The sequence below is a fragment of the Streptomyces sp. MMBL 11-1 genome, assembly GCF_028622875.1.
Classification (GTDB): Bacteria; Actinomycetota; Actinomycetes; order Streptomycetales; family Streptomycetaceae; genus Streptomyces.
The window spans coordinates 318420-345391 of the sequence record NZ_CP117710.1 but is presented as its reverse complement, the minus strand read 5'-3'; the positions used below and the strand labels follow the sequence as shown (position 1 = coordinate 345391).

Below are 26972 nucleotides of genomic sequence, written 5' to 3'. Positions count from 1 at the left end.
CGAGCCCGATCCATGACCACCGCCGCAGAGGTGTCCGAGAACGCTGTTGCCGGCTCCACCGGTCCTGACTCCGTTCGCCGGGGCAGGAACGGCCGGCCGCCGGACCGGATGGCACGCACGGTCGCCTCCTTGGCGGACCGCTTCCGCGGGCTGCTGCTGGAGATGTGGGTTCGGCTGCCTCGGCTGCGGTCCCTGCTCACCCCGACGGCCGCCGTGCTCGCGACGTGTGCGGTGTTCGCCCCGGCCGCCGCCGCGGAGGACAGCGACAAGTACAAGCCGGGCGGCATCGGCGACATGATGCCCTCGCCGACGAAGCCACCGGGCCAGGGCACGCTGTACGAAAGTTACGATCCGGACGTCTACCAGCTGGACAAGCAGCTGTCGGACGATCTCACCGGTGGCGACCTCATCGACGGGTGGCTGCACGGCGTCGGCAACATCCTGATGATCGTCCTCACGATGATCGGCCGGGCCGCGGTCGTCGTGACCTCGTGGTGCTTCAACGTGGTGAGCCTGCCCGAGGTCGAGGGCGCGATCTCGCGTGCGATCGGCGCGGCGGCCGGCCCGATGATGACGGTCTTCATGCCCACCGCGGTGGCCGTGGGCATGTTCATCGCCTGGGCGAAGCGCTCCGACCAGTCGATGCTCGGGCAGCTCGCCTGGGTCTTCGCGTCCGCGGCGATCGCCACCACCTTCCTCACCGCCCCGCAGACATGGGTGAAAGGCGTCGACAACGGCCGTCAACTCGGTGCGTCAGTGGCGATGACCACGATCGGGTCGGGGCTGGACGGAGGGGATGCGGCCATGCCGTTCAAGACCCCCGAACCGGCCTGGTCCGGTGACGAGAAGGACGACACCGTACGCCGCGCTTCGGACGCGGTGTGGAGGACGTACGTGGCGGTGCCGTGGTGCATCGCGGACCTCGGCTCGATCAACGCCTGCCAGAAGTGGGGCCACGAGGTCGTCAAGCGCGGCACGGACATGGAGGAGCGGGAGGACTACCTCCGGGACAACATGACCGCCGAGCCCGACAGCGCCGGCCGTGAAGCGGTCAACTGGCGTCAGGGCCACACCCCCGGCGGCCGCATCGGCGTCCTGATCGCGGGCAACGTCTCCGCCGTCATCTTCTGTGCCTTGGTCATCACCCTCGCGTTCGCCACCCTCGCCTCTCTGATCGGAGCTCTGATGCTCCTGGTGTGCGGCGTAGCTTTTGCCACCTTGTGGTGCATACCGGGAAAGCCGCGGCAATGGGGCGTTCAGTGGTTCGAGATGCTCATCGGCCTGGTCGTCGTCAGCTTCACCTCGACGATGCTGCTCGGCACGGTGATGGTCGTCTCGGTCGCGATGATGTCGCTGCTGCCCACCTACGGGTGGCTCATGGTGAGCGCCCTGAACATCACCACGGCGGTCATGGCCTTCCGCGTCAAGGGCCGCCTGGACGGCATCGTCAGCGCCGGCGGCGCACAGATGGCCGGGCGAGGCGTCCTCGGCGCGGTCAGCCGGATGGCGCAGATGCGCCGCATGGGCAAACTGCTCGGCGGGAGGCCGGGCCGCGGCGGCTTCGGAGACATGGACCGCCGCCCGTCCTCGAACAAGAGCGGCGACAACTCCGGGGACAGCGCGGGGGACAGCTCCGGCGAATCGTCGGCAGCGAGCGCTGCTTCCCATACGCGTACGCATCAGTCGCGGGTCTTTCCGCCGCCGCCCAGCCGGGCGGGCGCGGGCGGGGACTACGCGACGCAGCGGGGCACGATCGAGCGTCTCGATCAGCCCGGGCCCGGCGGCTACGATCCGGCGGCATCCCGGCGGGCCAAGGCCGAGATCGCGCAGCGCAAGGCCGGTGATGCCGGTCCCGCCGCGATCGGCTCCGGACCGCGCCCGGGTGGTCCGGGAGGGCCCGGCAGCGGCGGCGGTCCGGGCCGGACCGGGGGCGGGAGCCCGGCCGGCAGCGGCTACTCGGTGCGCCCGGGCGCCGCTCGCCGTACCGGTGTCCCCGAGCAGAGCGGGCCCCCCGAGGGCCGGCTCATCCAGGGGACGGTCATCAAGAAGGGCGAGGCCCCGGCCAATCCCGTGGGGGCGAGGTTCCGCCAGTACCCACCCCCGCCGCCCGCGCCCCCGTCCGGCCAGGCAGCCGGTGCCGCTGCCGGCCGGGCTGCAGCGAACCCCGTCGTAACCCGAACCCCGCCACCCCCGCCGCCGCCCAGTAGCTCGGGCACTTAGCCGCCGGCCGCCGTGGCGGCCCCCGCCCTTTCCCGCACACGAGATCCCCCAGCGGTCCGGCCCTCGCCCCGGGCCGGACCGCCCCGGGGCCATCTCGCCATGCCCCCGTACGGAGCCTGACGTGACCAACGACCCTCACGAGCCGACCACTCCTTCTCCCGATCGCGGTGCCAAGGCCCGCTCCCGCAGGGATTCCGGTGCTGACGCGCCCAGCACGGCGGCCGAGTGGCGCGATCTGCTGCGCCGGGACGAGTTGCCCGAGGAGCTCGCAGGCCTTCCGCGCCGCAAGCGCCGCCGCGCGGCCAAGCGCTGGCGCTCGGCGCGGCGTGAGGAACGCGAGCAGGCCGTCAAAAGGGCCAGGGGGAAGCCGCCGATCACCCTCGCGGTCCCCGCGGTCGCGCTGCTGATCGCTCTGGCCGTGGCGATCGGCGCTCTGGTGTTGCCCGCCGACGACGTCCCGTCCAAGGCGAAGAGCAAGCCCGGGCCGACCGCCCCGGCCAGTACGGATCCGAAGGCGCCGCCGGCCCCATCGACCAGCCCCTCCGCCCAGTTCATCAGCCCCGACCAGGTCGCCGAAAAGTTCATCACCGCCTACACCACCCGGCTCCCCTATCAGGACGGCTCCCACCAAGCGGCCGTCAAGAGAGCGGCTCCGTACGCCTCCAGCCCCTTGGTCGACAACCTCAAGCGCCACGGCGACAAGGACTTCGACCGCCTGGTCGCGGCGCAGGCCGTGGAGGCCCGGCCCACGAAGACGGAGATTGCCCAGCCGTCCGGCAAGCAGCGGCCGGCACCCGACACCTCCGTGCGCATCTACCGGCGGGCGACCGTCACCGTCGCGGTCAAGGGCACCGACCCTTACAGCTACACCCGCCGCCTGACCGTCGAGGTCTCCCGGGCCGACCTGAACTCGCCGTGGATGGTCACGCGCGTCCTCGGGATAGAGGAGTAGGCCGTGGACGAGAAGGACCTCGCCCGCGCCGCGATCCATGCCACCGGCGTCGTCAAGAAGGTCGGGGCGGTCAAGTTCGGCGCCATCGGTGTGGCCGTGTTCGTCGTCGGCCTGCTCCTCCTGGGCCTGCTCTTCCCCGCCGGTAATGCGTCGGCCGCCTCCTGCTCCGACACGGGGGCAGGCACCGACGACTCGACACCGGTCTCGGATACCGGAGGCGGGGCGGCCGGAGGTGGTGAGGCGACCGGGTCCCTTCGTCAGAAGCAGATCGGATTCGCCAAGGACATCGACGCCGTTGCCGTCAGGCTCAAGCTGCCCGGCAGGGCGACCCTGATCGCGTTGATGACCGCGATGCAGGAGAGCACGCTGCAGAACCTCGACTACGGTGACCGCGACTCCCTGGGCCTCTTCCAGCAGCGGCCGTCGATGAACTGGGGCACGAAAGCACAGATCATGGACCCGTCGTTCGCTGCAGAGTCCTTCTTCAAGGGCCGCGGTGGCAACCCGGGTCTCGTCGACATCCAGGGGTGGCAGCTCAAGCCGCTGGGCGAGGCTGCGCAGGCGGTGCAGAAGTCGGCCCACCCGGGGTTGTACGCGGGCCACGAGAACTCGATGCGCAAACTCGCCAAGGACGCCGGCCTCGACCTCGAACGCGCCGGCAACACCGGCAACCAGCCTGCCGGTGACGAGGCCGACGACGTCACGAGCGAGAACAGCAACTGCGGCACCAGCACACCCGCCCCCAGCGGAGGCGGCGGAACGTTCACCGACGGCACCAAGACCTACACGCTCAACAACCCGCGGACCGTGGAGGAGGCCATCGCCTGGGCGAAGGACCACGCGGGCACCGGGTCCGAGAAGAAGTGGTACCAGAGGTGTCTCGCGTACACCGCGATCGTCTACGGCTGGTCCTTCTCCGGCGTCAACTACGCGATCGACCACTACAAGGTCGTCCCGAGCAGCATGCGGCACGACAAGGACCGCAACCCTCCGCCGGGCGCGCTCCTGTACTGGGACACCGGTCACCGAGCCGGGCACATCGCGGTCTACCTCGGCGACAACAAGGTCGCCTCGAACGACATCCTCAGGCCCGGCTACATCGACATCGTCGACGCCGAACTCTTCGAGACGAAGTGGGGCGCGACCTACATCGGTTGGACCCCACCCGTCTTCCCCAAGGCCGGCTAGTGCGACATGTGAAACTTTACAATATGCTCGCTTGAGTGTAATCTGAGTCTGTTGGTTGGGAGAGACGCCCGGCCGCGGCGTAGTCCGGCCCCCCTCGGACACGGTCGCTGGCGCGGGCCCTACCGCCGACACCCGCCGCCCTGCTCCGCAACCCCCCGGAGCGGGGCGGCGGCACCATGGGCCACCCGACCGGCCGCCCCTACGACAGATCGCGGGCGCGGCTGCCTCGCCGCCGCGGCGTTCCAGCCGCCCGAGTCTCCGCGAAGGTCAGGCCCCGGCAGGCATCCCCCGACTCCCGAGAGGAGCGACCACTGAACGAAGTCACCACCACAGCCCGGGCCCGACCCGGCGAAGCAGCCACGGGCGCGCTGTTCGGTCTGGCGCTCGGCGACGCGCTCGGCTTTCCCACCGAGTTCGCCAGTGTCGCCGAGATTCTGCGCAGCGGCCCCTGGCAGCACATGAGCCTCCCCGTCCCCGCCCTGGTCACCGACGACACCCAGATGACCCTGGCCGTTGCCCGCGCCGCTGACACCGCTATGGACCCCGACAGCACCGGGCGGCTGGATCCGGCGCGATTCGAGCAGGCGCTCGTCTGCGAGTTCGTGCGCTGGCTCGACGCGCCGGACAACGACCGCGCCCCCGGTATGACGTGTCTCGCGGCCTGTGCCCGGCTGAAGAAGGGAACACCCTGGCGGCTTGCGACCGAGGCCGGCTCGAAAGGCTGCGGGGCCAACATGCGCGTCGCGCCGCTCGGTCTGATCGCGTCCCTGGACCCCGAGGAGCGGGCCGGCGCAGCTCAGCTCCAGGCCGCCCTCACCCACGGGCATCCCACGGCGCTCGCCGCTGCCGATCTCACCGCCCACGCTGTCTGGCTGCTGAAGCAAGGCGCCATGCCGTCGCGGCTTCCGCAGCTGCTGCGCGCATACGCCCTATCCCAGCGCTCGCGCTACCACGGCAGGTGGCTCGGAGACCTCTGGACACGTGGCCCCTGGCGATCGCCCACCGGGTTCATCACGCGAGGCTGGGACGAGAACCTCGGGGCTCTGGACCGGCTTGACGCCGCCCTGGCCTCGCCCGCTCCCGACGATGACCCCTGCCTGGTCACCGGCGCGGGATGGGTCGCCGAGGAAGCCTTGGCCACGGGCCTGCTGTGCTTCCTCCTCTTTCCCCACGATCCGGTAACCGCTCTGCGGCGGGCCGCCTGCTCCTCCGGAGACTCCGACTCTGTCGCCTGCCTCACCGGCGCCTTCGCAGGTGCCTTTCACGGAGCGGATGCCTGGCCGGCGCGCTGGACCGACCGGATCGAGCACCGGGACACCCTGGCCGCGCACGGCGCCCGATGGGACCGCTGACCAGGACCGCGACTACGTGAGACGGAGCCCCATGACGTACGACTCAGTTCCCCCGATCGCGCCCGTTCCCGACCTGTCGGACCTGACGGGCCTGCCGAGCGGGCCACCTCCCGTGGCCAACGCCCTGGAGAACCTCAATGCATGGGACGGACGGGGCATGAGCGCGCACCAGACAGCCCTCGCCCGGCGGACCGCGAACCGAGCAGCCGAGCGCGCCGGCCAGATCCAGAGCACCGGCCTGGGCATACGCGAGTGGCACAACAGCTTTCATGCCGCGGTGGTGTCTTCGCTGGCCGCAGCCGAGACGAACGCACCCGAGGCCGAACGGGGCTGGCACGCGGACCGGCTGGACGCCTACGCCGCCGCCTACGGGCTCCGCGGCTGGTACCGGCACACCGACTTCCGCGGCCGCCACGCCGTGCAGGTGAACCTGATCCGTACCCACGCCGACGGTGACCGCGGACGCTACTTCACCACTGACGCGTCCTCCGGGGGCGGCTTCCGTCCGGGCCCTTACCGGGCCTCGGTCGTGGATCGGGACAGTCACCGCGTCGTCTACCGAGCCATCTCCGTGCCCATCGCCCGCCAGTGGGTCGAGCAGCACGAATCCGGCGACGCCGAGGGCGTGGCCAGCCAGTGCCCCACCGGATCGGCCCGGTCCTGAACCCGGCCGCCGGGCCCGCAGAGCAGCCTTCCTCATCCGCGCCGCCGCAGCGGTGCCCACCCAGCAGACCAGCAGAACGAGAGCCCGTGGACCCCTTCGAGAACTACGCCATCCAGCACCCGGACGGTCGGTGGCTGTACCACCTGCCCGCTCCCCCCGGAAGCCGCAGCACACCCGTAACCGGCATGCTGGCCGACGGCCGGCCCATGGCTCCCCTCGGGGAACGGACCGGGACGTGGTGGGTCACCGACCACCACGCCGAGAGGATCACGGCCCGGATGCAGCCCAGGCCCGTACCGGTCCGCTACGAGCTCATCGACCGGAGCGCCCTCTCTGCCCGCTACCCGGAGATGCTCAGCGCCGAGGAGTGGACGGAGCGCAACGAGGAAGTCGAGGACGACAACTACTACCGGTTCTACCGGGCAGTCACCGAGGAGCAGCCCGCGCTCACGTACGAGTACGAGGGCCCCTTCCGCGTCCTTGAGGGAAGCGAGCCCCCGGCTCCCGGTGCCCCGCCGTGGGTTGCGAGGATGCCGCATTCACTCACCGAACGGCGCGAGTACCTCCACTGCTTCCCCGGCCACATCCCGGGCCTCCGCAGCCATCTGAAAGACCTGATCACGAGGATGCTGCACGTGCAGTACTGCTTCGACGGCCGGGACGACAAGCCGGCCGGGCTCTACGTCACCATCCGGGTTCCCTTCCAGGAGCCCGTCTCGCGCTGGCAGCCGAACCTGGGGAAGAACCTGCGCGAGCTGAAGTCCGGCCGCGAAGTTCCCGTGCTCGTCTCCAGGGAGATGTACCTTCCGGTCGCCGACCGCGTTCCCGCCGGCCGGTACACGGATGCCTTGTCCGCGTGGGAGCAGCAGGTTTCCTTCTGGACCGGCCTCGTCCAGGAGGCGGGAGTCAAGGCGTGCAACCACTGCGGTGGTACTGGGCACGTCCTGGACTCACCGCACCTGCCCTGCTGAGGTTTCGCGGACTTCACCCAGCGCTGGACGCCCGGCTCCACGTCTGCCCGGCTTCCTCCGCGCCGGCCGAGCCCGTGAGCCCGCTTCGACCCGGGCGGCCCAGCCGCCGCGCGCCGATCGGCCCTTCAGCGGGGACACCAGATGCCTTCCCCCATCCCCGCCCGAGGCGTGCCAGGCCATCTGCTCTGACCGGCCCGGGGGCGGTCCAGTTCCGCCGCCAGCACAGCTGGGCACGCCCTTCCGCCCGGCTCATCAACGACCGCCTGGAGGCAGCCCATCAAGCTTCAGACCACCGCAGCTCCAACGCTGTTCACCACATCGACGCCCCTCAGCACTCCGGTCGAGTACGTCATCAACTGGGGTCGGGGCGTCGACTCCACCGCCTACCTGGTCGCCGTGCTCGACGACCTGGAAGCGCACGGGATCGACCCCGAGCGCACGGCGGTCATCACGATGGCCACCGGAGACGAGTGGGCGGACACCGACGCCGACGCCGAGCGCTACATCCTCCCGCTTCTCGCAGAGAAGGGACTGCGCCTCGTCCAGCTGGCGCGCGCAGGGCAGCCCATACGCGCCGGAATCGACGTCCTGGACGACTCCCGCAGTCCGAAGCGTCTGATCCGCCGCGGCCGCTGGGCGCTGTGGGACGAGATGGAAGCGAACGGCACGGTTCCTCAGCAGGGCGGAGTTCGCAAGTGCAGCATTCGAGCGAAAGGCGACGTCGGAGACCTGTGGTGCAAGAGGAACACTCACGGGCCGTTCCGCCAGATGATCGGCTTCAACGCCGACGAGAGCGGACGGGCTGACCGCGACCGCAAGGAGAGCAAACTCCCCCTGCGCACCGGGGTCTACCCGCTCATCGACTGGGGCTGGGGGCGTCAGAAGTGCGAGGACTTCCTGTTCGAGCGGCTTGGCGTGCGGTGGAAGAAGTCCTACTGCACCTTCTGCTGCTATCCAGTCTCGATGGGCGCCCTGCCCGCTCACCTGGACCGGATGCGGTCCTTCCCCGCGGTGGCCGGCCGGGTCCTGCGACTGGAGTACACCTCCACCCGTCTCAACCCGAACTCCCGTCTCTTCGGGCGCCGTTCGCTGCTGGAACAGTTCGACCGCTCGCGTCCGCAGGATCGCGCTGTTCTTGACGCGTTCTGCGCTGAGCTCGAGTCGTGCGACTGGGCGATCTACCACCTGCGCCGCATCCTGCCCGCGAGCTCTGCCGACCCGACTGTCCGCGGACAGGCGTTGCGGTCGGTGAAGCGGCTGCGTACCGGAAGCCGGGCGCCCCTCGGCCAGACCGTCGAGCGCATCGGCAGCCGCCCCGGGCGGCGCGTTGAGCATGACAGCGTCTACGGATCGGTCCGCACCTGGCGCCGCGAACGGGGCGCGGTGCTCCCGATGACGGAGGACTTCATCGTCTCGGCCCCGGCTTTCGTCGCCGACAAGCAGAAGAAGTCCTTCGAGGAGAAGTGGTCGGAGGCCACGGGCGCCCCGCCTGCAAGCATCCCCGGGACATGACCCGGCCACCGCAACCCGCTGATGAGGCAAGCGGTGTGGGGGGTTCGGATTCTGCCGTATCGCGGGCCGGGCGGCCTCTCGCCCCCTAGGCTGAACGACACCGTCCTGGTGGCTTCCCCCGTGGCCACCAGGGCGGCCTTCGTACACCCTGGTCTGCAAGTCCCGGGATGGTCAGCCGCCTCGTCTCGCCCGCGGCAGGACTGCCGCGGCTCCGGCTCTCGACTCCACGTTCTCCCGACGGCACGAACCTGACGACAGCCATCTGCCCGCCGCCTCCGGTCAGGGAGGTGGCCGGGTTCCCTCCTCGCCGCCGGCGGACCACCCGAGTTCCTCGTCTGCGCTGAACGGGCAGCCCACAAACCATAAGACAAGTATGAATTGACATTACGCATAGCCGTTCGTAAACTCTTACTTGTCACGCGGGGTACTGTCCCCGCCTCACCGCCCGTGAAGGACCCCGATGGCCCCCATGATTCCCTCCGCCTTCTCCACCTGCAGCCGCGAGCGCGAGCGACACCGATCCGAAACCGAAGCGTGGGCGGCCATCCACTCCGCGCTCGACAGGGTGGTAGCGACCCTCACCGCCGGCCATACCACTCCGCCGAGCGCTGCGACAGGCCGGGCCGCGCGCCCCCAACTGGTCGGTCTCCGCTTCCTCTTCGCCCGCCAGGCCGAGCGGTACGTCGCCGGAGCCCGCACCCGGGCGGGACGGGCCTGGCGCCGCCGCCAGGTCGCACGGAGCAGCTTCGCCAAGGCGCTCGCTGAGGCCGAGACGTACCTGACGCTGCTGGGACAGGACCAGGAAGGCCCCCATTTCCTGCCCGAGCTGCTCAAGCCTCGCAGCGGCCCCCTGCCCGTACGGGAGAGGCGAGCCCCCGGCCGGCACCGTGCCGCGACCGCCGTGTGAGCCCCGTCCGAGAAAGGCGTCTGCCCTTGGCTTCCAACGTCGAACCGAAGCACAGCGAAGTCCAGGCCCTGGCCGACCAGCTCGGCAGCGCGCTGTGCGCCGCACTGAACAGCCGGACCACCGAAGGCGAAGACTGGATCCACCACGTCGACACGGAGGCGCACTACCTCAGCTTCTCGTTGGTCCACCCCCGCAGGCTGGCGCTGTCGCTCCGCCACCACAACACCCACCTCAAAGGGAGCGCCGGCCGCAGGCTCACCGTCGAGTGCGTCTATCCCCCCGGGTACAGCGGCACGGCCGAGACGACCACCGTCGGCCTCGACTCGTCCACCTCCAGCATGGCCTCCCGCATCGTCACCCTGCTGCTGCCGGGCTACCTGAAGAACCTCGAAGTCGCCCTCGCCGAACGGCGCACTGCCCAGGAGAACCGGCGGGCACGCCAGCGGATGAACCGCGAGATGAAGCAGGCCCTGCCGGCTCTGCACCCCGCGGGGTGGGAGACCGAGCGCACGGAATCCTCCCGCACCCGGTCCTTCTGGTACGCCTCCTCCCTCGAAGACACCTATCCACCGGCCCACGCGGGCGGCGAGATCCGGCTGAGCACCGATGCATCGGAGGCCGAGATCGAACTGAACCGCGTTCCTGCGCCGATAGCACTGCAAATCCTTCGTCTGCTCAATCCGAATCCAGCCACGGAAGGCACCGTCATGCCGCGCGGCCTCCCGCCGAGCCGGCGCGCACTGTCGACCGTGCGGAGCGTTCCCGGCGAAGTGCTCCCCGCGCCCCACACCCGCTCATCCGCCGGGCACGGACCGCACCCCCGACCCGAGATCCTCGGCAGGAACCGCCGATAGCCCCGGGGACACCATCCCGTCGCGCCGCACCAGAACCTCCGACGCAGCGGCCCGAACATCCCCCGGCCTGACGACACCACGGGCCCGAACCCGTCGCCTCTGCACAGTCCTTGATTCCACGGCAACCGAAAGGCTCCGCCCCTGCGCCAGCTGCTGGACTACGGCTACACCGATCCGATCGACCTCACCGGCCTGACAACCGAGGAGCTGCGCGAACTCGCCGCCCCCTGGCCAGTCGAATGGCTGTTCCCGCCCCGCGAAGGCGACCCCGAGCGCGTCGTGAACCTCTTCAGTGGGCCGGGAGGATGGTGCGTCGGCATCCGCGACGTCCTGAGACGGCCTGCCGACATGGTCGGCGTGGAGATGCACAAGGACGCCGCAGCCACAGCGGAGGCCGCCGGCTTCCGCCGGATCGTCGCCGACGTCACGAAGCTCGACCCGGCCCATCCCGCCCTGCGCTGGGTCCGCGGCCTGATCGTCTCGGCTCCCTGCCAGTGCTGGACCCCGAGCGGGAAGCGAGCCGGCCACGACCGGCGCAATCAGGATCTGCTGATGGACACGTTCCTCGCGGCCGCCGAGGCGACCTTCGGTCACTTCCACGACGCCGGGCCCTGTGAGTGGGAGGGCGACTGCTCCATATGCGCCGACCCGCACTGGGACGGCTACAGCGGGTTCACCGGACCGCTCCTCACCCTTGAAGAGGCCCGCGCCCCGATCGAGCAGATGACCGACGCACGGGTCGGCCTTCTGGCCGAGGTCCTGATCTGGGCGCTGTCCCTGTCCTGGCGGTACGACAGCCTCGCCTGGCTCGCGATGGAGCAGTCGAGCGCGCTGCCCGAGGACGTCCTGGACGCCATCAAGGCCGAACTCCTGTGCGCTGACTGGGTCGACGCGAAGTACAAGGTCCTCGACGCCGTGGACTACGGTCTCGCTTCTCGGCGCAAGAGGGTCTTCCTGATCGCCTCCCGGCACCACCTCGTCGACGTCGAGGCGCTGGTGCCCCGGCAGCCCATCAAGCCCATATCCGCGGCCGCCGCTCTGCACTGGCCCGCCGGCGTGCGCGTGAACACGCGAGGCGAGCGGAAGACGCCGGGCGGCAACGAGTGGAGCGCGGACAAACCCTCGATCGCCATCACCAGCAAGATCCGCGGCTGGTACTGGGCCCACGACAAGAGCCGCAGATTCTCCCTGGACGAGGCGGCCCTGCTGGTCGGCTTCGCCCCGGGCTACCCCTGGACCGGATCGCGCAGCAGCAGCTGTCAGCAGATCGGCGACGTCGTCGCCCCAACGATGAGCTGCGTGGTGATCGGCGCTCTCCTCCAGGAGCCGTGGGAGCACCGGCTCCGCGACTACCTCAGCACGATCTACCGCCTCGCCGAGAGCAACGAGCTCTACGACGTCGCGGCCTGAAGCCCCCTGCCCCTTCCGGATCTCCCGCGCCGTGACCGAACCCATGGAATGGAAGCCCCTTGCCGCACCATCGCAGCCCTGTCGAGCCCAACGACCTCGAGCACTTCGGTGACGCCTTCGCTCCGCCGATGGGCCGCGCGGACATCAGGTCCCTCCTCAAGCAGCCCTGGGAGCAGCCTCCGCTGTGCGGCCACCTCCTCCTCGTCTTCGGCCCGCCGGTCGCGACCGCCTCCGCGACCTCGCGCACGCCCTGACCCGCCTCCCTCACCCCCGCCCGAGACCCCTCTGCAGTAAGGGACACCACCTCATGCACCCCTACAGTCCGGAGAGCGTCGTCATCGCTGACGAGCCCGTGTGGATGCTGCGCTGGGCCGCCGCTCACCTTGAGCATGTCGGCCTTCACCAGGGCAGTCGCCTCTTCAACGGGCCCGGCCGCACCGTCACCCTGGCCTGCTGGCCGCGCGGTGCCATCGAGGTCGCCGCTGGGCGCGGCCGTGGTAAGGCGGGGCGCGCCTACGACTGGGACCGGATCCACGCTGCCCGCGATCAGGCGATGCTCGCCTTCGCCGAGCACCTCACCGGCCAGCCCCTGGACCCCGCAGACCCCGAGGTCGGCGACCAGGCCCGCACGGCCATCGACCGGTGGAGCGCCGAAGCGCACCGTACGGCCGGCATGGCCGCCCAGGCACTGCGGGCCGCCGCCGACGCTCTCTCCGCCCGCCCGGCCGTCCCGCAGGCGTGACCCCGGTCGCACCGTCCACCTGAAAGGCCCCGCTCCATGACCCACCGCGTCATCCAGTTCTCCGGCGGGATCGGCTCCGCCGTCACCGCTCTCCGCGTCGCCGAGCGGCACGGAACCCAGAACATGACCCTCCTCATAGCCGACACCCGCGCCGAGGACCCAGACCTGTGGCGCTTCTCCCGCGACATCGCCGACCACCTCGGGCTGGAGCTGACCACCGTCAGGGACGGACGCGACCCCTGGCAGGTCTTCGCCGACCAGCGGTTCCTGGGCAACGACCGGCTCGCCCCCTGCACCTTCATCCTCAAGCAGAAGCCCTGCCGGGACTGGATGGCCCAGCACACCCCGCCCGGCGACACCATCGCCTACGTCGGTATCGAGCCGAACGATCGCGACCGGCGCCGTATCCCCGCCATCGCCCACAACTGGCAGCCCTGGACGACCGAGTTCCCTCTCGCTGACGGCCCCGACGCCACCAAGGACGAGCTCCTGGACGAAGTCCGCGGGCTGGGGATCCGGCCGCCGCTGCTGTACGAGCTCGGCTTCAAGCACAACAACTGCTCGGGGGCCTGCGTCAGGGCAGGTCATGGCCAGTGGCGGCATCTTCTCGCCACGCTCCCCGAACGCTACGCCCACGCCGAGGCCAAGGAAGGCGAGCTGCGCGAACTCCTGGGTGACGTCGCCATTCTGCGTGATCGCCGCGGCGGGACCAGTCGGCCGCTGCCCCTTTCCGAACTCCGTGCCCGCGAAGCAGCCGCGGCCTGAACACACCCCGCCCGCGCCCCGCCGTGCTCCACGCACAGTCCTTCTCCGCCGAGGCGTGAGCGCGCCCGGGATTGCGTTGCACGCCGCCTGCGACCAGGCCGGCCAGGGCAGTTGCCGCCTTCGATCGCATCCTCACACCGCACCCACCTGGAGACTCTTCTGCTTCCCTCCTCTGATCCCGCCCCCGACCAGTGCCGACCGGGACCGGCAACGCCCCGGCCGAACGGAGCCGCTTTCGGCGAGGCGGTGGCCGAAACGTGGCACCGGGCCTACGGGCGAGACCGCATCGACATACCCTGCGGCGTCGTCGCGACGCTCGCCCTGTGGCCGCACAAGAGCGATGGCGCAGCCCACGCTCGGGACCTGGGCGACTACTTGACCTCCCAGCCCTCCCACCGTTGGCCCCCTACGGTCGGACAGGTCGCGGCGGCGCACTGGCTTCGCAGGCCGGACCTGATCAGCGCCGCGGGGCCGATGCTGCGGTGGTACACCGAAGAGCTCTCCGAGGACGCCCTCTACGCCATCAAGGCGGTCGCCGACACCGCGATCAAGCACGGGGTACTGCTGCACACCGGGGACACCAACCCGTACAGGCGCTCTCAGATCGACGTCATGTCCTGGACGCTCGTGTGTCTGCGTCACCTCGGTGGCGGGTCGATGCTGGCCGAGTACCACACTCCGGACGACGCGGCCGAAGCCCTCGTCCGCCTGGTGCTGGGTGAGGACCCGCCCGCATCGGGATCCCTCCACGAGCCGACCGGGGGAACGGGCACGATCTTCCGGGCGATCGCCCAGCACCTGCGTGAGCGTGGCATCGACCCGGGCAACTGGACCTGGAGCCTGCAGGACCTGGACCCCCTGGCCGTCGCCGGCGCTGCGGTCAACTTCCTGGTGTGGGAGCTCGGTGCCGGCGCCAACGTCGTCTGCGGCAACACCCTGTCCGAGGGCGACCTGACGCACCGGGCCCTTTCTCTCCGCGCCGAAGCAGAAGCCCACCGCAGCGTCCTGCTGGACCAGGCGGAACAGGGCGCCGCCTACCTCCGCGCACTGCGCCGCCTCGGCGCCGCGTCGTAGACGCTGCCTCCGCCGCTGCATTCTCCGTCTACCCGAGGAACCCCTATGCCGACAGATCCAGCCGTGTTCCCGCTGCCGCCCGAGGCGGCCATGTGGATCCGCGAGCACGTCATCCCCCCGCGCGTACGCAGCTACGGCCACGGGCCGCACCACTGCCCGGTATGGGGATCGTGGTGCGGGCGCTGCCCTGAAGCCGTGTGCTCGTCATGCCGTCTGGGCTATCACCGCTGCTCCGGGCCGGTCTACGCCGCGTACCCGGAGACGTGCATCTTCGGTGCCGACGGCAGGCCGATCGTCGGCCCGCATCTGTGGGACGCTCTCGGGGCCCGGGACGCCCGCGTATGGATTGCGCCCCGCCCGTGCGCATGCGCCGTCGACAGGCGCTCAGATCTGCCCGGACCCGTTGATCCACTCCCGCGGTCTCATGTGGAAACGGATGGGAGCAGCCATCACCCTCTGCCGTCGGCGGGCGCGCAGGGCGCACTGTTCTGACCTCTCAGCGGGACGGCCGAGTCACGGCCCGCTGAGGACGGAAAGGGCCGGCCGGGAAGGCAGGGCTCCCAGCGGCGCTGGGCAGCCTGCTCGCGGCGCACCCCCATCACCGTTTGACACGTAAAAATTGACGCGGCGGGCGCGTTCGTGTAATATCTTACTTGTCAGCAGGGGGAAGGCCCCGAAGGACAAAATGAGGAGTCGCACTTGTCGCACGGTCTTGAGGTTCACGTCGATGGCACCGCTTCCTTCGTCTCCGCCAACGGGGTCGACGCCTGGCATCGCCTGGGCACTGTCACCCAGGGCGCGCTGACCGCCGAGGAAGCTCTGATGAAGAGCTTCCTGTCCGGCTGGAACGTGCGCAAGATCGGCGGTGTCAACGCCGTCGAGATCACCGACCACGGCGTCACCCGCATCGACTCGCCGGACGACTTCTTCACCATCCGCGACAACCCCAAGACCGGTGCAGTCGAGCGCCTCGGTACGGTCGGCAGCAAGTACGAGCCGGTCCAGAACGAGGCCCACACCGAGATGCTGAATCTCCTGGTGGACGAGTCCGGAGCGAACTTCGAGACGGCCGGTTCCCTCCACGGCGGCAAGAACGTCTTCGTGACGATGAAGCTGCCGATGGGCGTACAGGTCGGCGGCTTCGACCGCCACGACCTCTATCTGGCCGGTCTCAACAGCCACGACGGCTCCAGCGCCTTCCGCCTGCTGCTCAGCCCGACCCGCGTGGTGTGCGCCAACACCCAGGCCATGGCCATCTCCAACGCTGAGGCGTCGCACTCCATCCGCCACACCGTGAGCGCGAAGGGCAAGATCGCCGAGGCCCGCAAGGCCCTGGACATCGTCTTCGCCTACGTCGAGTCCTTCGAGCGCGAGGCCGAGAAGCTCATCAACGAGAGCATGACGCTCGGCCAGTTCGAGAAGATCGTCGAGCAGATCTGGCCGATGGACGAGCCGAACCCCGGCGCGCGGAAGATCAACAACCACCGCGCCCGGATGGGTACCCTGCGCAACCTGTTCGAGAACGCCGAGACGCAGGCCGCGATCCGTGGCACCCGCTGGGCCGGTTACAACGCGATCACCGAGTACCTCGACCACCACGCCCCGGCGGGCAAGGACCCGATCCAGGCCGCCGAGACCCGCGCCACGCGCACGCTGACCACCTCCAGCAACGCCACCAAGGACAAGCAGAAGGCCTACGACCTGCTCGCGCTGGCGGTCTGACCGGCTGACGGCCGCCGGGCACCTGCCCGGCGGCCCGGCCCCCCGCCACGCCCAGGCCCGAACGGCGCCCTCCCTCACGTCCCACGGCGCCCCATCCCGCAGGACTCGCGTACACCTCGTACGCGCGACTTGGGGGGAGCGGAAGGTCTGCCGGGTTCGATTCCCGGCGCAAGGGCACGAAGGTCCGTGCCGTCGCGACGCCGATAGGCGCGCGTGGGTAGCACCCCGCCTCGGAGGGTTCGACTCCCTCCCCTCCCACCACCAGAGCTTCATCGAATGCCAGCGCACCCCGCCGCTGCTCGCGCTGCCGTGTGAGCCTCCGGGGCCGTCGCTCCTCGCCGCTCCGCTGTGGCGCTCTCCATCTCCCGGCTCCGGCCGCTCCCCTTCCGCCGCTCAAGGAGGCAGTCATCCCCTCTTTCCTCACCGCAACGCCCCGCCCCACCGCCGAGACCGTCTCGGCCCCGGCCAAGCCGACCGCAGGCATGATCCTCAACCACGGAGAGCTCGCACGGGCCCTGAAGATCGTGGAGTTCGGTGTCTGTGCGAAGTCCGCCGTGGAAGCGCAGCGAGGGGTCCTCGTCGAGACGGGCCGCAACCGCGCGAAGCTCACCACGTTCGACTACGAGACGGCCGTGTCGGTCACGTTGAAGGGCCGGGCCCGGAAGGGCAGCAGCCTGCTGCACTTCGTCCAGCTGAAGAAGGCTCTTGCGGCCATGGTGGCCGGGGAGACCAAGAGCCGGGCGGAGGGCACCGTGGTGTCCCTGACCGGTGACCTCCTGTCGACGGAGCACCTGACCGTGCCCATCGCCGCGCTGGAGCGCGAGGAGTTCACGGCGCCGCCGGAGCCGCTTCCCGCAACGGTGACGGTCGACGCGGACGAGTTCTTCGCCGAGCTCAAGCGCGTCCTGCCGGCTGCCGCCCGTGACGACACCCTCCCGCTGCTCACGGCGGTGAACTTCACCCTGTCCGGCCAGACCCTCACCCTGGCCGCGACCGACCGCTACCGCCTGGCAGAAGGGCAGGTGCGTGCCGAAGCGACCGTCCGTTCGCCGGACCAGCCGCTGAGCGTTCTGTTCTCCGCGTCCGTCCTGGTATCGCTGCTCAAGCAGTTCAAGACCTACCAGGGGCCCATCGGCATCGGTCTGCTGGGAGAGGACGGCGACATCCCGCGCGCCACGCTGACGCTGGGAGACACCCAGATCACCGTCCGGGCCCGGGACGGGAAGTTCCCGAAGTACGGCGCGATGTTCCCGACCGAGTTCGCCGCGAGCGTCCGCATGGACCGGGCGACGCTGGTGCGCGCGGCGAAGAAGAGCATGGCCATGGTGCAGGCCGTCGGCAGTACGGGCGGCCCCGTCGCCCTGCTGTGGGACCAGGAAGGCGCCCTGACCCTTGCGCCCGTCATCGCCGACCCCGAAGCGCAGTCCCGGGTCAGGGGCACGACCGTCCCGCACACCCTCACCTGCGGCACCGGCAAGGACGTCGCGGAGCAGAGCGTCCGGTTCAACCCGGCCTTCCTCCTCGCCGCCCTGGACGCCTTCTCCCACAAGGACTCCGTCACCCTGCACATCAAGGAGTTCGAGGACGGGCACGCCGCCAAGCCGGTGATGCTGAGCGCCGACGACGGCGAGGACAGCTACCGGCACCTCCTGATGCCGGTGCGGATCCACGCCTCCGCGTAACCCCGCACTGCCGCAGACGCCCGGCTCCCCGGGGCCCCTCCGGCGGAGGGGCCCCGGGGACAGGCTCCCAACGTTCACACCCTGAGGAAGGCGGCCCGCGTGCCCGACACCTTCGATCTCGTCGACGACTTCGCCACGCGGGTCCTCCGGTTCACGGCAACGGCCGACGACCTGGCACCGGGCCATACGGACTACGACTTCCCGATGCGCCCTTCGGAGCTGCTGCTGGCGTACACGCGCCGGGCGGGCACCCCGTGGGTCCTCGACTACGTCGACGTCGCCGGGTGCCGTCCGCGCGCGGACAACACGGTCAATCCGGCGTCCCGGGCTGTGCAGCGCTTCCACGTCACCTTCGAGCCTTTCACCGTCACGACCGAGTTCGGTGTCCACGCCCCGCCCTGGCTGCGCGGCTTCGTGTGGCGCCGCCGGGACCCGGACGCCGTGGACCAGTCCGACGGAGAGCAGACGGCATGAACCAGACCCTCCTGCCGACACGTCCCGCAGCCACGCACACCACGGAACTGTCCGCCGCATCCATCGGCGGGCAGGACTTCCTCTACACCCTGCCCAACCACGCCCGGCCCGCCCGCCTGCGCCCGGAGTCGGTGTCCCTGCGGTACGTCAGTGCCGACGGCATCCACTTCGACCTGGTCAGCATCACCGTCGTCGCGCGCTTCGTCCGCAAGGACGGGACCGTCAACCCGGGCCGGACACCGTTCGAGGTCGGGTACTTCGCCCCGTTCCGCACGGGTTCCTGGGCGCCGGAATGGCTCAGCGCCCTCGCCGTACGCAGCACGAGGCTGCGCCGCCCGGTCTGAGCGGAGCCGTGAGCCGCCGCCCGCCGGAACCGCCCCGCTCTCCCGCCGCCCTTCCTGGAGACCTATGACCGCCCAGCCCGATCCGCCGCCCTGCACGCGGGAAGCCGTCGTTGACGCGCTCACCCACCAGAGGCGTCCGCTCAAGCGCTACGACGTCGTCACCCACATGTACCGCCGTCACGACGGCACCGTGGTCGACCGCATCCACGATCTTCCGCCCGCCTCCGCCGCGCCTCACCTGAAGCTGATCGACGAGATGCTGAAGGACGGCACCCTCGTCCAGCTTTCGGGCCCGACGTGGCGAAAGCTCCTCGGCCCGAACGCCACGCCCCCCAGCGCCAACCCCGGAAACTACTACCTGGCCACCAGGGACCAGCACGAGAAGTGGTCCATCCCGCTGTTCACGGTCATCGGGTTGCGCCAGGATTCGGACCCGCGCGAAACGCTGGTCACCGCCGTCCTGGACTTCCCCGTCGCCGACGAAGCCTGGTGCTCCTACGAACGGCGCCCCGCCGGTTGGACAACGCTGCGCGCCACCGTCCGCGCCCGTACAGCGGACGACGCCGAGGCCGCTGCCCGCACTCAGTGGTCCGCCGACGCCGCGAGCGACACCGGGGTGCCGGGATGAGCGAACTCCATCAGGCCGCCAGTGACCTGCTGTCGCGCCTGGCGCACGCGCAGCAGGAGACGACGGGCGTGGTCCGTGACCGTATCCGCGGCTACTTCGCGGAGGACGCGCTCGCTCTGCTCGAAGCCCATATCAACCTGCCCGATCAGGAGGCACCCGTATGACCGTCTCGTTCCCCGACGTCGTCCAGTACATCGCCGATGCCGCCACCCCCGACGACCTGGCGCTGTTCTCCGAGGCCATCACGACGGGGCAGGCCCGTGTGGCCCAGGAGCGCATGGCGGCCCTCGTCGAGGGCCAGGAGATCCGCACCGACCGGCTCCAGGACAAGCAGCTCAACGGCCTGACCGGCACGATCGAGAGCATCGGGCGCATCGCGACGCCGACCGCCGTCATCACCGTCGACGGAGAGTCCCTCTGGTTGCTCCAGGGACACCACAAGTACGGCCACCGCATCCCCGAAGGCGCCACCTCCTTCGCCCTGACGGTGCCGCTGGCCTGCGTCTTCCCCCGCTGACCTCCACCCGCCCAGTGAAAGGAATCCGCTTGCCCCTCACCGCAGAAGCCACCTCCCCCGCCAACCTCGCCCGGTACATCAGCGACCTCGCGACGGCAGATGAGCTCGCCATCCTGACCGACCTGCGCGGCAAGCGCCGTGAGATCCTCCGGGCCGTCCGGGGCAGCCGCGTGCGCACCGGCGTACGGGTCGAGCTCACCAACATGAAGCCGAAGTACCTCAACGGGCTGGTCGGCACGGTCACCCGGACCAGCAAAAGCAAGAAGGGCGAACCGCTGGCCGATGTGAAGGTCGACGCCCCGCCTGCGGCGCTCCTGGCCAAGGCCCGGCGCGACGGAGGCCCGGCCGACATCGTCGAAGGCATCCCCTTCGCAGGTCTTGCCCCCGCCTGAGATCAGCGGCCCGGGCCCGGGCCCGGCGGACGCCGCCTGGCCCGGGTCTGCGCTGAACCTTCCCCTCCCGAAAGGACACGCTCATCACAGCCTCTACCCACGACGGCCGCGCGGTCATCGCCGAGCAGAAGGTCAAGAGCCCGCTGTGGACCGCCGAGAAGCCGGTCTACTTCACCCGCATCGTCGAGCTGCTGCTGGATGACGGCGGCACGATCCACGGCTGCAAGGTCACCGACTGCTCGTACACCGGCAACCTCGGCCAGGTCCGCGCCCACCTCGCCGTCCACAAGGACAGCTCCGCCCCCGCCCCGGTGACCAAGGGCACCCTGCTCAAGCTCACTACGGCAGAGCTGCTGGAGAAGGCGGCGGCCGCCGACCGCATCGCCAAGGAACGCGACCGCTGGAAGGGCCGGGCCGTCACCGCCGAGCGGCAGCTCAACAACCTCCGGAACCTTCTGCGACCGGCCGCGTGATCCCCCGTACCGACCGGCCCCCTCCCCGTTGGCCGGTCGGTACGGGGCCCCGCGGGCGCTTCGCCCGCCGCACCCTTTACCTCTGGAGTTCGCTTTGACGACTGCTGACGCTCCCGGACGCGCTACCGCGTCCGGGAGTTCGAGCTACACCCTCCCGCCGCGCACCGCGTTGTCACTGTGGCGCCTGAACGCTGTTGTGGTTGCTCTCACCGGTGCTTCCGCACTCGCAGGGGCCGGTTCGTTTCTCCTACCGCGGTGGTTCGCGGCCGTGCCCTCCTGGCCCGGCTGGGCGGGCGCCGGCATCGTGCTGGTGTGGAGCGTGTGGAGATGGTGGCGGCTGCGAGCCGTCTGGGAGGCCACTGGATACAGCCTCACCCAGGACGAAGTGCTGGTGCGCGGCGGGCTGTTCTTCCGTACCCGCTGCGCCCTTCCCTTCGGTCGTATCCAGACCATCGAGGTGGACTCGGGGCCTCTGCAGCGCCGTTTCGGTCTGGCCACCGTGACGGTGGCGACAGGCGCCTACCAGAGTGTGAGCGTGGAAGACATCGAGACCGAAGAGGCCGAGCGGATCCGTGATCTCCTCACGCGCCTCGCCACGGAGCGGCAGGTGGCGCTGTGACGGACGAGGTCGTTCTGGAGGGACGCCTGCACCCGGTCACCCCGTGGCGACGGGCCTGGGCGGTGACCCTGGCCGTGGTCCTGTTCACCTTCCGGGACCTGCCGGAGTGGGTACATGCCGTTCGGAGTTCGCCTTGGTGGGCGCTCGCCGCCGCCGCGGCGGCTGTCTCGTTCGCCGGGGCGGCGTACGGCTTCACATCCTGGCGGGCGACGTCCTATCGGCTCACCGGCGACGCCCTGCTCTACCGCTCGGGCATCGTCTTCCGCAGCTCACGGCGCTACGAGCTCGCCCACCTCCAGGAGGCGGACATCCACCGGCCGCTGCTCGGCCGGTTCCTGGGCGTGTGCGCGCTGCGCCTGGCGGTGGCCGGGAAGTCGAGCGATCTCGCCTATCTCGGGACGGCGCAGTGCGAAGTGCTTCTGGAGGCCCTGCGCGCCCGCATGGCCGGCGACCTGTCTCACCCGGAGCCGGCCGGCCCGGCGGCTGCGAGCCGTACCGGGCAGCCCGTCCTGCTCCGCGTCCGCCCGAGAACGCTCGCCCTGTCCCTGCTTCTGGATGTCCACGCCTTCCTGCAGGCCTTGGCGCTGCTGGCCGGGTGCCTGGTCACCTACTGGTTGCTCCAGGAGCCTGTCGTGCTGTTCTCTGCGGCCGCTGCCCTGGGGCCGATATGGCGCATGACCGGAGCCCGGTGGCCCCGCTGGCACGGCTGGACTCTCAGTGCGGCGCCCGGCGGATTCCGGGCGGACTTCGGGCTGTTCAACACCCGGCACCAGACCTTCCGCCACCGGCGCACCCAGGCGTTGATCCTGGAGCAGCCCCTGCTGTGGCGACGCCGGGGGTGGGTACGCATCCACGCGGCCACGGCCGGCCACGTGGAACCGCAACTGATCGCGCCCGTCGCCACGCGTACCGAAGCCGAAGCTCTGGTCGCCGCCCTCTGGGGACCGGAAGCCGTCGCAGCTCTGCACTCCTTCCGGGGCGTCCCGCGTCGTGCGCGGTGGGCCACCCCGTTCAGCAGGAACCTCTCACTCTTCAGCGGCCAGGCTCATGTCAGCATCTGGGAGGGAGTGTTCCTGCGCAGCATCGTCCGTCTCGCCCCGATCAGCAGCGTGCAGAGCGTATGGACGGAGCAGGGCCCGTGGCAGCGGCGCCTCGGACTGGCAAGCGTGAGCCTGCACTTGGCCGGCGGCCCTCCGCTCACGGCCGAGCACCGGGATGCCGAAGAGGCGAAGGATGTCGCCGCCGCTGTTCGCGCCAGGAACGTGCACGCGTTGCGGACCCAGGCGCCGTCCGCAGAAGGGCAGGACGGGGTGGGCCTCCCCCGGTCGGCGAGAGAAGCACCGTGACCACTCACCGGGGGCGGTGAAGCAGACCTACGCCGCCGAGCGGGCCGACGGGCAGCTCAGGGGGTGAGCCTTGCCGCCGCCGGATCCGAGAGGCCGGCCAGGTGCGCAGCCCCTTGGCCCGACGCCTCTGGAGCCCGGCGAGCCCCACACCTCCATTATGCCCATAACTGTTGACAGCATCAACAATTATGGGCATAATGGAGGTGTGGGGCATTGCCGCATCGACCGGCCGACAGCCTCCCGAGCAGAGGTGGCACTCTCCTCGCCAAGCACACGTCGCAGCACCGAACCGGAAGGCAGCGTCTGATGACATCGCCCGCTATCACGCTCGCAGCAGAAGCTCACGCCCTTCATGGGGCGTACACCCAGAGCAACCGCTCCCCCAGCGGCGATCTCGTCGCGAAGCTCGGCGAGATGGAGGTGTACGCCTCCGAACACGGCCATGGAGAGACCAGGGACCAGGCCATCCGTCATCTCACCGCCGCCACGACCGCCCTGGCCTCCGTCTCCGTGGGCTCCGACGAGGACCGCCCTGACCGGCACCGGGCCGCCATCGCCATCACACTCAGTGCGATCCTGGCCTTCGAGACGGCGCTCCGCACGGCAGTTGGGGGCCGGTGACCGGTGGACATCGCCCTGGCGGTAGCAGCCGCCCTCTCAACCCTCGGAGGCAGCACGATTCTCGCAGTGGGCCTCTTCCGCCTCAGCCGCTCCTGGCGCGCGCGTGACTCCCGGGCCGCGTGGGAGGGGCTCTCGCTCAGCACGGCCGGTGCAGCCCTTGTGTCGCAGTCGCCCTGGCTCTTCGCAGCCAGTGTCGTGGTCCTCGCGTTCTCCATCCGGCTGAGCCGCACGGCGGCGAGCGGCGAACCCCCGGCCTCTCAGCCGCCGTCGCCGTAAGCGATGCCGCGTTCGCCGCGCGAGGTATTCAGGCCGAAGCGGGAACCGCCTTCCAGCGTCGTCCCGCCCCCACCGCGTACGAGGGATCACTCGTGCTGCCGACGTGCGGCAGAGCGGCCCAATCCGCCTCCGGTCTCCTCATTCGCTATGGTGTCCCTTGGCAGACACTGCTGCCCCTGCCTGCACGACGCGGCCCGGACCTGCGTGTGCACTCGGCGGAAAGACGCGAGCGCGACATCAGTCATTGAGAGCTTCATCGCGTCTGTCGGCGTGCCGGTCCGGGGTGTCACGCCGCGGAATGGAACGTCATGGCAACCGAGTCCGACCTGGCCCGGCTGCGGCAGAAGTACACCGGCGAGCCCCGAGCCGTCGCTCTGGAGTGGTACCGGACCAACGGCCTCCACCAGGGCCTGGTCCCCGACGCCGTAGACAGCGCCCGGACACTCCTGGAGGCCGGCGTCCTGGAGGCCCTGATCCGATCGCCGCTCGGCGAAGGAGGCCCGATCACCTCCGGCACCCTGTGCGGCATCTCCGCCGCGTCCCCGCGTACCCACGGCCTGACCTTGTGGTGCCGGAACGAGGACCTGCCGATCATGCTGGGCCGCCTTCTTCCGGCACGGACAGCCCATGGCCTTGCCGGTGTACCGGGGCTCCGTCCCTGGGCCGCCCCTGACCAGGACCTTTCGCTCGGGCTGATCGGCCAGGAGGCCCGCATCACCGTCCGAGGGCGCCTGGTCGCCGGCACCGGGCGCGGTGCGCGCGCCCGTGCTCGCCGTACGGGGCCCGAGGACCTTGAGCGTGCGCAGGCGTGGACCATCACCGCCGGCGGAACTCCGGTATGGGACGACCCCTTCCCACAGAGGGAAGAGCAGCGACCGCTGGAACTGCTCGCCGCGCGGTTCGGCGCCGGTGAAGCGGTGCGCTGGAGCCGGGCGCTTCGACGGGCCGGGCTGTTCCTGGAGCAGGTGCCCGACTGGCGATCGCGTCCGCCCGCCGACGAGGAACTCGAAGGTCCGAACCCCTCCCGGCTGAAGCCGCGAGCTGTAGGACCAGCCCGTACGTCGAGCGGTGCGGTGGTGGCGGTGACGTCGTCCGACGGCCGTGGCGGGTATGGATGCACGACGACGGCGGTCGTCCTGGCAGGTGCTCTGGCACGGTCGGGCAACCGGGTCCTGGTCCTGGGCGGTGATGACCCCAGCAATGTCGTCAACCTCTTCGGCAAGCAGCCCGCCCCTGTCTTCGCGGGAAGCGGGTCGGTGAACGTCGGCCTCCTACCGCCCGATGACGAAAGTGCCTGGGACATGCTCTCCCGGGCCCGGGGATGGGACTACGACGTCGTCATCCTCGACCCGGGGTTCCAGCGGCGCACCCTCGCGGAATTCGGTGACCTGGTCCTCGCGGTCACTCCGGACCGCGACCACCGCAGCGGGCCGCTCTGGACGGAGACGGAGGTCATCGACCGGCGCCCCGCACACGTGCGGATGTGGGCGTGGCTCCAGGAAGAGATCTCCCGGTGGACTCCACCCACGCCGGACCCTGCGCAGCGTCTGATGATCCTCCTGGACCTCATGTTCGCCGTGTACACGGTGGCGCGGGCCGAGGACGGTGACCCGCGGGTGTACGACCCGTCCGACGCCCAGGAGGTCGACGAGTGGTGGGAGGACATCGCCCTTGTCGCCTTCGGCCTCGACGAACCGGACGACTATGACTACGACTACGACTACGACTACGAGGAGGACGAGGAGGAGGAGGAGGGCGACGGGGACGACGAGGAGGTTGAGGACGGCTCCCCCGACGCTGCCCGGGGCTTGCTTGCCTCCGCGACGCCGGGGGACGCGGAGCTGGATACGTGGCGGGCCGACTTCATCCGCTTCCTCCACGATGAGGGCCAGCGTCGGCATCCTGTGCAGTGGTGGGACGTCGCAGCTAGCTGGCCTGATCGGCATCGGGAGCGGCAGGCCGCCGGTCTTGGGCCAGGCCAGAGGAGTGAGGAGGAGTGGTGGCCTGTTCTCAGCGCCTTCTTCGACGAGGTTGAGGACGACGCGGTGGCCACCTGGGGTCCGGAGCTCTGGGAGCGGTACCGCTCACGGTGGGCCACCGCCCTCGTTCGGAACGAGGACCTGGTCGCCCCCTTCGACGACCTCGTCGAGACCAAGGAGATCCGCCGTCAAGGATCGGACATCGCTCAGGATCTGGCCGGCCGGATGCGCGGGTTGCCCCGAAGGCCTGTGCTCGGTGTGCTGGCCCGGGCACGTCATGATGTCGACGCCCGGCAGTTCAACGACACCGCTGAGGCCGTCGTGGAGCATGGCCTTGGAGGGCTGACGCTCCTGCCCGACCTGGCGGAGTGGACTCACCTCTGGGGCGACCTGTCCAGCCTCGTCACGCCGTCGCCGCGGGCGGCATCCACCGCTCTGGCACTGGCGCAGGCTGTGACCGGCCTTCTGCCGCGGAACGCGGAGGGGGAACGTGCATGAGCGTCCCGCCGAAGGCAGCCGCTGGTCGCGTGCGGAGAACTTCACCGCCCACGAAGCCCGCAGTCTCCGCTTGCGGCTGAGCGTGCGGCCGAGCGCTGTTCAGACCTACGTCGGTGACCACGGCGTCAGCGGATTCCTGGCCGAGGAGCAGCTCCTCGACCTGGTCGAGGAAGCCGCTGTCAACGGCTCGGTTCTGACCAGAGCCGATGAGGACGTGACGCGGTTCGCGCTGCCCCGGCGTATCGGCCAGTACCACGTCATGATCGACAGCCAAAAGATGATCTTGTTCGCCTACAGCAACCGCAGCGGGGCCAGGACGTGGGTGGAGTCCCGCACCGTTACGAGCCGGGCTGCCGCGGCGGCCGAGGAGGTGAAGAAGAAGCAGAAGGCCGCGAGGAAGGCTCGGGAGAGGACGAAGACGACGGCCTTGTGCGTGACGTGGGACGGGGAGCAGGTCGGCCGGCCCCCGGCTGGGGAACCGTTGCGGGTGTGGCGGCAACTGCGCCACGTGGACATCGGGCTGATGGTGTGCAACAGGGCGGTGCCCGACTGCGTCTACTTCTCCTCCGTTCCGGAGGGCGCGCGCCTGGCGGTGATGCGGGCACGGCTGGCCTTCGTGCTGTCGAAGGTGTCACAACGGCAGGTGAGGTGCCGTCCGGACGGGTTCACCGTCGAGCACGGCCCGATCGCCTGGCATATTCGGCGCGACGGTCTGCTCGTTGAGCAGATCACCATGCGGACCGGACGGGCGCAGGAGCGCTTCGAGGCGGCCGGTGGCCCGTAACTGCGC

The 26972-nt window shown here is 70.3% G+C and carries 28 protein-coding genes; all 28 read left to right on the top strand.

What is annotated here, in order from left to right; all coding sequences use genetic code 11:
* The first annotated feature begins 12 nt into the window (after window positions 1-12).
* The 28 genes from PSQ21_RS37005 (at window position 13) to PSQ21_RS36870 (ending at window position 26966) form a co-directional block, all read left to right on the top strand.
* Window positions 13-2220, top strand: coding sequence for a hypothetical protein (locus PSQ21_RS37005; RefSeq protein WP_274036628.1), 2208 nt, complete (start codon window positions 13-15; stop codon window positions 2218-2220).
* A gap of 121 nt (window positions 2221-2341) precedes the next feature.
* Window positions 2342-3172: a hypothetical protein gene (locus PSQ21_RS37000; protein WP_274036627.1), complete on the top strand. Its 831-nt coding sequence runs from the start codon at window positions 2342-2344 to the stop codon at window positions 3170-3172.
* Between the two features lie 3 nt (window positions 3173-3175).
* On the top strand, window positions 3176-4360 hold the full coding sequence (locus PSQ21_RS36995; protein WP_274036626.1) for a peptidase M23: 1185 nt from the start codon (window positions 3176-3178) through the stop codon (window positions 4358-4360).
* A gap of 176 nt (window positions 4361-4536) precedes the next feature.
* On the top strand, window positions 4537-5712 hold the full coding sequence (locus tag PSQ21_RS36990; RefSeq protein ID WP_274036625.1) for an ADP-ribosylglycohydrolase family protein: 1176 nt from the start codon (window positions 4537-4539) through the stop codon (window positions 5710-5712).
* A gap of 31 nt (window positions 5713-5743) precedes the next feature.
* Entirely contained in the window at window positions 5744-6376 is a 633-nt protein-coding gene (locus PSQ21_RS36985) for a hypothetical protein (protein ID WP_274036624.1), read from the top strand.
* Between the two features lie 86 nt (window positions 6377-6462).
* Window positions 6463-7347 carry a hypothetical protein gene (locus PSQ21_RS36980; RefSeq protein WP_274036623.1) on the top strand — a complete coding sequence of 295 codons (885 nt, stop codon included), beginning with the start codon at window positions 6463-6465 and terminating at the stop codon, window positions 7345-7347.
* Between the two features lie 396 nt (window positions 7348-7743).
* The gene (locus PSQ21_RS36975; protein ID WP_274036622.1) at window positions 7744-8859 is read left to right on the top strand and encodes a hypothetical protein; all 1116 of its coding nucleotides are present in this window, start codon (window positions 7744-7746) and stop codon (window positions 8857-8859) included.
* A 460-nt stretch (window positions 8860-9319) separates the two neighbouring features.
* Window positions 9320-9766 (top strand): hypothetical protein, encoded by a 447-nt coding sequence (locus PSQ21_RS36970; protein ID WP_274036621.1) that lies wholly within the window; start codon window positions 9320-9322, stop codon window positions 9764-9766.
* 26 nt (window positions 9767-9792) lie between these two features.
* Entirely contained in the window at window positions 9793-10620 is an 828-nt protein-coding gene (locus PSQ21_RS36965; RefSeq protein WP_274036620.1) for a hypothetical protein, read from the top strand.
* Between the two features lie 279 nt (window positions 10621-10899).
* The gene (locus PSQ21_RS36960; protein WP_274036619.1) at window positions 10900-12030 is read left to right on the top strand and encodes a DNA cytosine methyltransferase; all 1131 of its coding nucleotides are present in this window, start codon (window positions 10900-10902) and stop codon (window positions 12028-12030) included.
* 59 nt (window positions 12031-12089) lie between these two features.
* The gene (locus PSQ21_RS36955) at window positions 12090-12284 is read left to right on the top strand and encodes a hypothetical protein (protein ID WP_274036618.1); all 195 of its coding nucleotides are present in this window, start codon (window positions 12090-12092) and stop codon (window positions 12282-12284) included.
* Between the two features lie 53 nt (window positions 12285-12337).
* The gene (locus PSQ21_RS36950) at window positions 12338-12772 is read left to right on the top strand and encodes a DUF6197 family protein (RefSeq protein WP_274036617.1); all 435 of its coding nucleotides are present in this window, start codon (window positions 12338-12340) and stop codon (window positions 12770-12772) included.
* 36 nt (window positions 12773-12808) lie between these two features.
* Window positions 12809-13537, top strand: a complete 729-nt coding sequence (locus tag PSQ21_RS36945) for a hypothetical protein (RefSeq protein WP_274036616.1) — start codon at window positions 12809-12811, stop codon at window positions 13535-13537.
* Between the two features lie 246 nt (window positions 13538-13783).
* The gene (locus PSQ21_RS36940; RefSeq protein WP_274036615.1) at window positions 13784-14611 is read left to right on the top strand and encodes a hypothetical protein; all 828 of its coding nucleotides are present in this window, start codon (window positions 13784-13786) and stop codon (window positions 14609-14611) included.
* 699 nt (window positions 14612-15310) lie between these two features.
* Entirely contained in the window at window positions 15311-16333 is a 1023-nt protein-coding gene (locus PSQ21_RS36935) for a DUF932 domain-containing protein (protein ID WP_274036614.1), read from the top strand.
* Window positions 16334-16815: 482 nt separating this feature from the next.
* Window positions 16816-18015 carry a DNA polymerase III subunit beta gene (locus PSQ21_RS36930; protein WP_274036613.1) on the top strand — a complete coding sequence of 400 codons (1200 nt, stop codon included), beginning with the start codon at window positions 16816-16818 and terminating at the stop codon, window positions 18013-18015.
* Between the two features lie 99 nt (window positions 18016-18114).
* Complete coding sequence (locus tag PSQ21_RS36925) at window positions 18115-18489, top strand: hypothetical protein (protein WP_274036612.1); 375 nt, start codon at window positions 18115-18117, stop codon at window positions 18487-18489.
* Complete coding sequence (locus PSQ21_RS36920; protein ID WP_274036611.1) at window positions 18486-18833, top strand: hypothetical protein; 348 nt, start codon at window positions 18486-18488, stop codon at window positions 18831-18833. The genes PSQ21_RS36925 and PSQ21_RS36920 overlap by 4 nt, the downstream gene beginning before the upstream one ends.
* 64 nt (window positions 18834-18897) lie before the next feature.
* Entirely contained in the window at window positions 18898-19461 is a 564-nt protein-coding gene (locus PSQ21_RS36915) for a hypothetical protein (protein ID WP_274036610.1), read from the top strand.
* Window positions 19458-19625: a hypothetical protein gene (locus PSQ21_RS36910; RefSeq protein ID WP_274036609.1), complete on the top strand. Its 168-nt coding sequence runs from the start codon at window positions 19458-19460 to the stop codon at window positions 19623-19625. The genes PSQ21_RS36915 and PSQ21_RS36910 overlap by 4 nt, the downstream gene beginning before the upstream one ends.
* Complete coding sequence (locus PSQ21_RS36905) at window positions 19622-19978, top strand: hypothetical protein (RefSeq protein ID WP_274036608.1); 357 nt, start codon at window positions 19622-19624, stop codon at window positions 19976-19978. Before PSQ21_RS36910 ends, PSQ21_RS36905 begins: the two co-directional genes overlap by 4 nt.
* Window positions 19979-20007: 29 nt before the next feature.
* A complete protein-coding gene (locus PSQ21_RS36900) occupies window positions 20008-20370 on the top strand; it encodes a hypothetical protein (RefSeq protein WP_274036607.1) in 363 nt (120 codons plus the stop codon).
* Between the two features lie 311 nt (window positions 20371-20681).
* A complete protein-coding gene (locus PSQ21_RS36895; protein ID WP_274036606.1) occupies window positions 20682-20843 on the top strand; it encodes a hypothetical protein in 162 nt (53 codons plus the stop codon).
* Window positions 20844-21111: 268 nt separating this feature from the next.
* On the top strand, window positions 21112-21462 hold the full coding sequence (locus PSQ21_RS36890; protein ID WP_274036605.1) for a PH domain-containing protein: 351 nt from the start codon (window positions 21112-21114) through the stop codon (window positions 21460-21462).
* Window positions 21459-22808 carry a PH domain-containing protein gene (locus PSQ21_RS36885; RefSeq protein ID WP_274036604.1) on the top strand — a complete coding sequence of 450 codons (1350 nt, stop codon included), beginning with the start codon at window positions 21459-21461 and terminating at the stop codon, window positions 22806-22808. The genes PSQ21_RS36890 and PSQ21_RS36885 overlap by 4 nt, the downstream gene beginning before the upstream one ends.
* Window positions 22809-23114: 306 nt before the next feature.
* Complete coding sequence (locus tag PSQ21_RS36880) at window positions 23115-23429, top strand: hypothetical protein (RefSeq protein ID WP_274036603.1); 315 nt, start codon at window positions 23115-23117, stop codon at window positions 23427-23429.
* 584 nt (window positions 23430-24013) lie between these two features.
* Window positions 24014-26182, top strand: coding sequence for a hypothetical protein (locus PSQ21_RS36875; protein WP_274036602.1), 2169 nt, complete (start codon window positions 24014-24016; stop codon window positions 26180-26182).
* Window positions 26175-26966 (top strand): hypothetical protein, encoded by a 792-nt coding sequence (locus PSQ21_RS36870; RefSeq protein ID WP_274036601.1) that lies wholly within the window; start codon window positions 26175-26177, stop codon window positions 26964-26966. The genes PSQ21_RS36875 and PSQ21_RS36870 overlap by 8 nt, the downstream gene beginning before the upstream one ends.
* The last annotated feature ends 6 nt before the right edge of the window (window positions 26967-26972 follow it).

Bases quoted from the DNA above. Each gene is read 5' to 3' on its own strand.
- PSQ21_RS37005 (WP_274036628.1), top strand. From the start codon at position 13: ATGACCACCGCCGCAGAGGTGTCCGAGAACGCTGTTGCCGGCTCCACC.
- PSQ21_RS36990 (WP_274036625.1), top strand. From the start codon at position 4,537: ATGGGCCACCCGACCGGCCGCCCCTACGACAGATCGCGGGCGCGGCTG.
- PSQ21_RS36985 (WP_274036624.1), top strand. From the start codon at position 5,744: ATGACGTACGACTCAGTTCCCCCGATCGCGCCCGTTCCCGACCTGTCG.
- PSQ21_RS36970 (WP_274036621.1), top strand. From the start codon at position 9,320: ATGGCCCCCATGATTCCCTCCGCCTTCTCCACCTGCAGCCGCGAGCGC.
- PSQ21_RS36950 (WP_274036617.1), top strand. From the start codon at position 12,338: ATGCACCCCTACAGTCCGGAGAGCGTCGTCATCGCTGACGAGCCCGTG.
- PSQ21_RS36945 (WP_274036616.1), top strand. From the start codon at position 12,809: ATGACCCACCGCGTCATCCAGTTCTCCGGCGGGATCGGCTCCGCCGTC.
- PSQ21_RS36930 (WP_274036613.1), top strand. From the start codon at position 16,816: ATGATCCTCAACCACGGAGAGCTCGCACGGGCCCTGAAGATCGTGGAG.
- PSQ21_RS36920 (WP_274036611.1), top strand. From the start codon at position 18,486: ATGAACCAGACCCTCCTGCCGACACGTCCCGCAGCCACGCACACCACG.
- PSQ21_RS36915 (WP_274036610.1), top strand. From the start codon at position 18,898: ATGACCGCCCAGCCCGATCCGCCGCCCTGCACGCGGGAAGCCGTCGTT.
- PSQ21_RS36910 (WP_274036609.1), top strand. From the start codon at position 19,458: ATGAGCGAACTCCATCAGGCCGCCAGTGACCTGCTGTCGCGCCTGGCG.
- PSQ21_RS36905 (WP_274036608.1), top strand. From the start codon at position 19,622: ATGACCGTCTCGTTCCCCGACGTCGTCCAGTACATCGCCGATGCCGCC.
- PSQ21_RS36880 (WP_274036603.1), top strand. From the start codon at position 23,115: ATGACATCGCCCGCTATCACGCTCGCAGCAGAAGCTCACGCCCTTCAT.
- PSQ21_RS36875 (WP_274036602.1), top strand. From the start codon at position 24,014: ATGGCAACCGAGTCCGACCTGGCCCGGCTGCGGCAGAAGTACACCGGC.